General features: G+C 67.4%; 9 protein-coding genes and 1 pseudogene. 7 read left to right on the top strand and 3 right to left on the bottom strand.

What is annotated here, in order from left to right; all coding sequences use genetic code 11:
- Nucleotides 1–326 precede the first annotated feature (326 nt).
- On the top strand, nt 327–992 hold the full coding sequence (locus GTW40_RS14265; protein ID WP_202485872.1) for a hypothetical protein: 666 nt from the start codon (nt 327–329) through the stop codon (nt 990–992).
- Between the two features lie 27 nt (nt 993–1,019).
- Here GTW40_RS14265 and GTW40_RS14270 read toward each other — a convergent pair.
- Nucleotides 1,020–1,541: pseudogene (locus tag GTW40_RS14270) on the bottom strand (response regulator transcription factor); the annotation flags it as partial.
- 264 nt (nt 1,542–1,805) lie between these two features.
- On the opposite strand from GTW40_RS14270, the gene GTW40_RS32655 reads away from it, so the two are divergent.
- Nucleotides 1,806–2,015 (top strand): hypothetical protein, encoded by a 210-nt coding sequence (locus GTW40_RS32655; RefSeq protein ID WP_202485873.1) that lies wholly within the window; start codon nt 1,806–1,808, stop codon nt 2,013–2,015.
- A gap of 86 nt (nt 2,016–2,101) precedes the next feature.
- Entirely contained in the window at nt 2,102–2,374 is a 273-nt protein-coding gene (locus tag GTW40_RS14280; protein ID WP_161180551.1) for a hypothetical protein, read from the top strand.
- Between the two features lie 3 nt (nt 2,375–2,377).
- Here the strand turns inward: GTW40_RS14280 and GTW40_RS14285 are convergent, their stop codons facing one another.
- Together GTW40_RS14285 and GTW40_RS33120 are read right to left on the bottom strand one after the other, a co-directional pair.
- Nucleotides 2,378–2,887, bottom strand: coding sequence for a GNAT family N-acetyltransferase (locus GTW40_RS14285; RefSeq protein ID WP_161180552.1), 510 nt, complete (start codon nt 2,885–2,887; stop codon nt 2,378–2,380).
- Complete coding sequence (locus GTW40_RS33120) at nt 2,878–4,128, bottom strand: XRE family transcriptional regulator (protein ID WP_237525513.1); 1,251 nt, start codon at nt 4,126–4,128, stop codon at nt 2,878–2,880. Before GTW40_RS33120 ends, GTW40_RS14285 begins: the two co-directional genes overlap by 10 nt.
- Before the next feature lie 168 nt (nt 4,129–4,296).
- Between GTW40_RS33120 and GTW40_RS14295 the strand changes: the two genes are divergently transcribed.
- The 4 genes from GTW40_RS14295 to GTW40_RS14305 all read left to right on the top strand — a co-directional run bounded on the left by GTW40_RS14295 (nt 4,297) and on the right by GTW40_RS14305 (nt 7,271).
- Nucleotides 4,297–4,659: a hypothetical protein gene (locus GTW40_RS14295; protein WP_343245696.1), complete on the top strand. Its 363-nt coding sequence runs from the start codon at nt 4,297–4,299 to the stop codon at nt 4,657–4,659.
- 294 nt (nt 4,660–4,953) lie between these two features.
- Nucleotides 4,954–6,156, top strand: coding sequence for a radical SAM protein (locus GTW40_RS14300; protein WP_161180554.1), 1,203 nt, complete (start codon nt 4,954–4,956; stop codon nt 6,154–6,156).
- On the top strand, nt 6,153–6,317 hold the full coding sequence (locus GTW40_RS32660) for a hypothetical protein (protein WP_202485874.1): 165 nt from the start codon (nt 6,153–6,155) through the stop codon (nt 6,315–6,317). Before GTW40_RS14300 ends, GTW40_RS32660 begins: the two co-directional genes overlap by 4 nt.
- An 84-nt stretch (nt 6,318–6,401) precedes the next feature.
- Nucleotides 6,402–7,271, top strand: coding sequence for a GNAT family N-acetyltransferase (locus GTW40_RS14305; protein ID WP_161180555.1), 870 nt, complete (start codon nt 6,402–6,404; stop codon nt 7,269–7,271).
- The last annotated feature ends 134 nt before the right edge of the window (nt 7,272–7,405 follow it).

Genomic DNA, 7,405 nt, shown 5'->3' on the forward strand with positions numbered 1-7,405 from the left:
GGGGGTCTTCCCGGTCTCCCGGGACTCCGGATCTCCGTATCTCCGTATCTCCGGATCTCCGGGCTCCGCCGAACCTTTCGAATCTTTCGATCGGGGTCTCCCGGACCTTCCTTCCGGAACCCCTGGCCGATCTTTCACGATCTGCGAGACTGACACCTGATACACACACCTCATGCGGCACGTAGTGATCGGGGACCGGGGATTTTCCTGCGGACTGAAGAATCACCGCACGTTTCGGCGGGCGGCCGTGGGGGAGGTCACTGACACGATGATCGGGTTGCGCGGCGGGGGCCACGCGTCCTAGAAAAGCACTCGGGTGGAGATATATGCATCGCGGTGGCGGACTGGGCGAGGGGACTGATGACCTGGGTCCTCGGCGAGCCCGGCGGGGAAGGCACCGGCGCGAAGCGGAGGAAGCGACCGAAGCACGTCATGCTGACGCGCGTCAGACACAGGGTGTACCGAGTGAGCCCGAGCGGCACGACCGGCAGAGCGACCGCCGGCCCGACGACCGGGCCGAGAGCCTCCGGTTGGAGAGCAGGAATGGTGGTCGGGTGGGGGTGACGTACAAGTACTTCGGCGCGCCGGACGGTGCGACCGCGGCCCGCGTCCCGATCTCGATGCGCCCCGAGGAACTCGGCGGCGACGAGCTGGGCATGAACGGCATGTTCACCAAGATCAAGCCGGAGACGATGGCGGCGATGGTGCTCACGGGCATCGAGGGCGTCCCCCTGCACAAGGTGCCGCCCCTCGAACTCGTCGTCCTGCACCCGGACTACGCGGTGGTCAAGCTCCCCATGACCGTGGTGGACCCCCTCCGCGACATAGGCGAGGAAGCGGTGGGCGCGGCGGCGTTCATCTGGTCGACGGTGCCGGACCGGGGTGGGCCGCGGGACGCGTTCAACGTGTACCAACTGTTGCATGAGTGGCAGGACTTCTCGCACCGGCTGCATGAGGCGGGGCATCAGCCGTACTGCCTGGTGTGGCCCTGACGGTCGGCCCGTCAGGGCGTCGAGCCGTCAGTCCGTCAGGCCCGCGTCGTGGGCCAGCAGGCCCGCCTGGGTGCGGTTCGCGCAGTGCAGTTTTTCCAGGGTGCGGGAGACGTAGCCCTTGACCGTGGCTTCGGAGAGGTGGAGCCGGGCGGCGATGCGGGCGTTGGAGAGGCCCTCGCCGAGGCCGGTGAGGACCTGGAGTTCGCGTTCGGTGAGGGAGGCGACCAGGTCGCGGGCGCGGTCGTGGGCGGAGAGCCGGTCGGTGGAGGCGGCCACCAGGCGGCGGGCCGCCGAGGGGGACAGGACGGTGTGGCCCTGGGCGGCGGTCCGTACGAGACCGATCAGCTCCTCGGGCGGGGTGGACTTCACCAGGAAGCCGGTCGCCCCGGCGCGCAGCGCGCGCAGGACGTACTGGTCGGCGTCGAAGGTGGTCAGGACCAGGGTGTGCGGCGGGTCGGACAGCCGGCCGAGGTGTTCGATCGCGGTCAGGCCGTCCATGCCCGGCATGCGCAGGTCCATGAGGACGACGTCGGGGCGGCCGCGCCGGACCCTGGCTGACCCGGCGCAGGCCGCGCGGGTCGACGAGTTCGCGCGGAACGGGTTCGCGGTCGAGCCGTGCGTCTACGACGCCTCCGGGAACACCGCCGCCGTCACCTTCCCCACGCGGGACAAGCTCGTCGAGGAGGTCGAGGCCGTCGGCTACCCGGCCGACCTGGTGGAGTCCCGCCGACGAGCTGACCCTCGACGAGATGCTCGCCTTCCAGGCTGTACCAGGCCGAGTACGCGGACAACGCGGCCAGCTTCACGGCTAACGTGCCCGAGGGCCTGGACCTCGACGAGACGGCGGACGTGATCGAGAAGTGGCTGCCCCACCTGAAGGGCACCACGGTCATGGTTGACGGCACCCCACCGCAGGCGCCGTACGAGCGGATCACCCGTGAGGAGTTCGAGCAGTACAGCACCTTCCGGGTCGAGGGCTCGACGGACGAGGAGTGCTCGTCGGGAGTGTGCCCCATCCGCTAATCCTCCACACGTAACCCCCTTGCGAGCAAGTCAGTTGGTCCCCGTTCGGAGGCATTTCTGGCGTTTCCGCAGACAGGATGGCCTACATGCTGAAGATGACTTGGTTCCTCCGGGGAGCGCACGCCAACGAGTGGACGGGCGAAGACTTCGACGAGGCCGTACGGGCCTTCAGGCTGGACGCCACGGCGACCGTCAACAACCTGGGGATGGACACCGAGCGGAACGCCGTGTTCTTCGAGCAGTTCATCGACCCGATCGGCGTCCGCCTGGTCGAGGAGGGGCGGGCCGAGGTCACGGCCGGGAATGACTGGAGCACGGCCATCGGTCCGATCATGGTCTCTGTGACCACTGCGGCCTGACGCTTATCGGGGCATGTCCTTCACCATCACCGCGTACCGAGGTGAGTCGTCGGACGGCTTGGACTCGTCCACCTGCCGGTATCCCCAACTCTCGTACAGGTGAACGACCTTGAAGTGCGCGATCTCTACCTGAAGGGACACCACGTTCGCTTCCACGGGAGCGATCAGGGCGTCATGAATCTTCTTGGCCCGCCCGGTGCCTCGCCACTTGGGAAGCACCATGAACTCTGACAGCGCGAAAACAGGCCCTCGGATGTCGCTCGGTCTGGTGCTCCCCTTCCACCAGCCACCGGGGGCGAGGACCGAGCCGTAGGCGTATCCGACTGGCCCCCCGTTCTCACAGCCGGATACGCATCTCCAGTTCCGCCGGGCCGACCACAAATCCAGGAAGTACGTGAAGCGCTCGCGCGAGTGGAATGGGTCGGGGTTGTCGGCGTACACCTCGTCGTGGATGTCCAAGAGCATGGAACGCACGTCTTGGGCGTCGGCATGGCCATACCGCTTCAGATCCATTGGTGAGACCCCTCGATCCACTCGACCACTTCGGCCACCTTCGACCCGGAGGCGGCAACCACCTCACGCGTCTTGGCCAGGACATTCGAAGTCCTCTTCGATCCGGACGGGAGCATGGCGTACGCCTTGGCGCCCGTCGAGCAAGCTAGCTCCAGTTCACCTTGTCGCGCATGGGTGAGTGCCAGGTGGGCGGTGAATAGCGCCTTGTCCCGTACTAGATCGTCCGGGAGGGCGGCCAAGGTCCGGTGCAAGCAGTACTCGGCTCGGTAGTGGTCACCCATCGCCGCCCACATGTACGACGACAAGGCGTCGAACTCCGCTCGGCTGTAGAAGCTGATCCAGTCCGAGCGCGGCTCGTCGCTGGTGCGGTTGAAGTTCTTCTCGGCCAGGCCGTGAGCGCGTAGCGCATCCTGCCGATGGTGGAGACGAGCCAGCGCGTTCGCGTTCCGCATGTGCCCAAGCGATGCATACAGGGGATCACGACGCGACGCGGTCGAGCGCTTCATTACCTCGGCACCAGCGGCTGCCTCGCTGTGGTTCTCTCCCATGCTCGACGTGAGCATTAGGTGATCCCATACGCGGTAGGTCTTCTCGGGGCTCCGGGACAAGCCGGCGAAGGTCATGGCCTGGCCGAGGTGACTGCGTGCACGCGAGGGCGAACGGGAATCGAGGGCCGCGAAGGCCGCGGACGTCATGGCGTCGGCCGCGAGGCCATGAAGCATGTCCCGCACTCGACTGGATACCGTTCCGGAGGCGAGTGCGGACTGAACCCGAAGGGCCAGCTCGATGGCCAGGTTCTCCACCTGCCGGGTACCGCCGACCTCGCGGTCCCGCCGGAGGATGGTCACGTAGTCCTGGTGGAACCTCTGGGCATCAGCCACACCCAGACGCCCACGAGGCGTGGTTTGCGGGACTGTGAGGGACAAGATCGCTCCGCCTGCTGCGGAGTGAAATTCGCGACGAAGCACGGGGCCGTCCTCCGATGGTGCGCCACTCTTCTTGCGCCGGGGGATGAACCCTAGAGCCTCGGATGAAGCGTCCAGTACCTCTTCGATGCAAAGGCGGATGCGGTCTTGGGGCCACTTCGTCTCGTAGCGCAGCCAGCGTCGCACGTCCGCGTCAGTGACCGAGCCGGGAGAGCCGGTCAGTCGTTCGATCGCGAGGTTAATCAGCTTGGCTAACTCGGCTTGCGAGAAGCTGAGTTCCTCCATGCGCGCTTCCAACTTGGCGTTCGCGTACACATGGATGAAGGTAGCGCTCCTCAAATCACATCGCGAAGCTCGAAGGTAAAAATCACCGGGGTCCTGCGCCGGAGTTCCACCTTGTTTCACCTGTCGCAGATGTCGTCCCGGCCGTTCACTGGTTGTCACCAGAATTCAGTCCCCGAGGGGAGATGTGTGGTGTCCACCGTGACCGAAAGACACGAGGCTTCAGGCGTCGACGACCTGCCGATCGACGTCGAGCTGATCACGGACAGCACCGACGCGGCCCTGGCCATGAGGCTCGGCACCTCGACCCGCGCGGACATCGACATGAGGACGCCCGTCCTGGTGGGGCAACTGCAACTCCTCCTCGGCGAGGAGCTGGGTGCCGGCGAAGACGACGCGGTGATGCAGCAGTTCCGCAAGGCGTACAAGCTGCTCGACCTGAAGAACCGCCCCGCCAAGGAGGCCACGACCTTCTCGGCCTACTTCTTCATGCGCGACGTGGCGGACGTGACGCGCCGTCTGCTGTGGATCTACACCCAGAGGAGCGGGACGGGTGTCTCGTGAGCCCCAAGGCGCAACAACTCCTTTACGTCCTGGCGCTCCTCGCCCTGATGGCCGTGCTGGCGGTCGGCATATTCGGCAGTCCGGCGCCCGGCACCGGCAGCCCCTCGGCTGGCGTCAGTGGATCTTCCAGGGCCTCATAATCCTCGGCTCCATCTCGGTCGTGGCTGCCTACTCGCGCCTGACCACATGATCATCCGCCCCGAGGTGCCTTCCTGGTCGTTCCCCCACGGCTATCCCTCGGGGCGGATGCCCACAACCCCAAAGCACCCATCCCCGATGCAAGGGAGAGCCGCGATGGGCTACCTACAGCCTGAAGAGGCCGACCGCGCCGCCGCGCACCAGGCCGCGTTAACCGAACGCGATTCGCGCTGGCGCCGCCTCGTCGTGAGCCCGTTCCTCGACGGCCACCTCGTCGTGCGGCCAGACAGCCAGGCCGCACTCCGCATCCCGGCCGACCACTACGACGCGCTCGCCACGGCCGCCGACATGCAGGAGCCGGCGCCGCCATGGCTGCGGGTCGCCGTCCGTGAACGCTGGGGCCTGGAGATGCCGACCGGCCCGCTCGGCGAGGCCGCCATCATCCGCAAGGCGTCGGACTACGGCTTCAGCAGGGCGAGTTGGGAGATCAACCTCGGCTGCAACTTCGACTGCCCGCACTGCTACCTCGCAGCGAAGGAGTTCGACGGCCTCTCGTGGGAGCAGAAGGTTCAGCTCCTCGACATCATGCGGGACGCGGGCGTTCTCTGGCTCCAGATCACGGGCGGCGAGCCGACCATCGACCGCGACTTCCCTGGCGCCTACCGGTACGCCTACAGCCAAGGCATGATGCTCACCGTCTCCACGAACGCATCCCGGCTGTGGCACCGCGACATCCTGAGCCTGTTCCGCGACTGCCCGCCGTACCGGCTCGTCGTCAGCATGTACGGGGCCACCGAGGAGACCTTCGACCAGTTCACGCGGCGCCGAGGCGCGTGGAAGTCGTTCAAGCGCGGCATCGACGCGGGCCTCAGCGCCGGGCTCCCCCTCCGCCTGAACCTGATCGTCACGAACGAGACGGCGCACGAGGCCGACCGTATGACGGCACAGGCCGAAGCGTGGGGCATCCCGCACCACGCCTACACGAACATGACGCCCACCATCTACGGCGGACCCGAGAGCCTTCTCGCCCAGTCCACCGAGCACCTGCGCGAGCGCCGACCGTTCACCGGGTGCAACGCCGGGGTCACGTTCTTCCACGCCGACCCGCACGGCAAGGTCAGCATCTGCAAGGTCGGTCGCGACGATCAGATCGACCTCATGTCCGAGGGAATCGAGGGCCTGCGCCGTCTGCCCGGCATCTCGGACAAGCTCATGCTTCGCACCGGGGGCTGCGAGGGGTGTTCACTGTCCGGCTCGTGCCGGGTGTGCCGCCCGCTCGCGAAGCAGTTCCAGGAGGCGAAGGCACCGCTGGCCAACTACTGCCAGCACGCCAAACCGAAGGAGAAGACGAGCGCATGAGTCCCGTACCCGTGACCATCGGCCGCAAGCCGCCGGCCATCCGTCCCGAGCTTCCGGCCGCGATCGTCGCAGCCCCGACCGTCGTGCCGGTCGACGACGTTGACGACCTGCTCGAAGGCGTCGCCTGCTCGTGCAGCGGGAGCGACGACAACCCGCACTGACCTGCACTGATCAGTTTCGGTCGGGCCCTGGCGAACTTCGCGCCGGGGCCCGTTCCGTATGCCCGTCGCGCGTAGTGTGCGGACATGCGATTCCGCTGGGACTGGCTTCGTCCAGTGGTGACGGTGCCGTTCGTGCCGACTATCGGCCCCGTACACCCCTCCGTCCTCACAGAGGACGTATTCGCCGACACCCTCACTGCTGCCACGACCGACCGGTTCTTCCTCCGGTACGACAAGGACATCCGTTGGTCCGAGAGCAAGGACGAGACGGTTCTCGTCGAGGACATCGTTCATCGGCCCCGCATGACGCTGATCCCCACCCTGTCCCGGCGAGGCGGCGGAACGGTCAAGGTCCACGCCTATGGCGCGACATCTGAAACGGCCCTCGCCGCCTTCGAGTTGACGCAGAAGCTATGCGCCGTCCAAGACGCGGGAAAGGGGCGCGTGATCCGCTTCCTCGGCCCGGAGACGCTCGCCGGGCAAGGCACCCGCGTGCAGCTCAAGGACTTCCGGGCGGCCCCCTCCCCGGCGCCCGACGGCCCCGTGCGCGCCTTCGGTCAGTGGTCGCCGGACGTAAGGGGCACCTTCGCCGACTTCGCCCGCGAGATGGCCGCTGACGGCTTCGGGTTCCTGCACGAGCAGATGCGGGCGGGGAGGGTCGGCCCGGTCTTGGTCGCCGTGGTGAACGGCAGGGTGGCGGGCGCCATCGGGCCCATGGAGATCCGCCCTGACGCCATCGGGGCTGCACAGCTCATGCCGCAATACTTCGGCGTCCTGCCCGCTCACCGCGGATTGGGCCTGGGCCGCCTGCTCTGGCGAGCCGCGATGCACTGGGGGCAGTCCAACGGGGCGGCGTACCAGCTCCTTCAGACTGAGGTGGGCGGCTCCTCGGACCGCCTCTGCCAGTCCGAAGGGCTCACATCGCTGGGCATCGTCTACTCACAGGCCGTCTAGCTCACCCGGCAGGCTCCAGCTCGACGGCCTCGGCCGCTTCGAAGATGGCGACCTCGTGCTCCCCCAGCGGGGTCGCGCGGGCGGACCCGGCCCTGCCCCGGCCTCGCCCGGCGCCCGCGCGCGCACGAGCGGGC

Source organism: Streptomyces sp. SID4985 (genome assembly GCF_009863025.1).
In the GTDB taxonomy this organism is placed as follows: Bacteria; Actinomycetota; Actinomycetes; order Streptomycetales; family Streptomycetaceae; genus Streptomyces.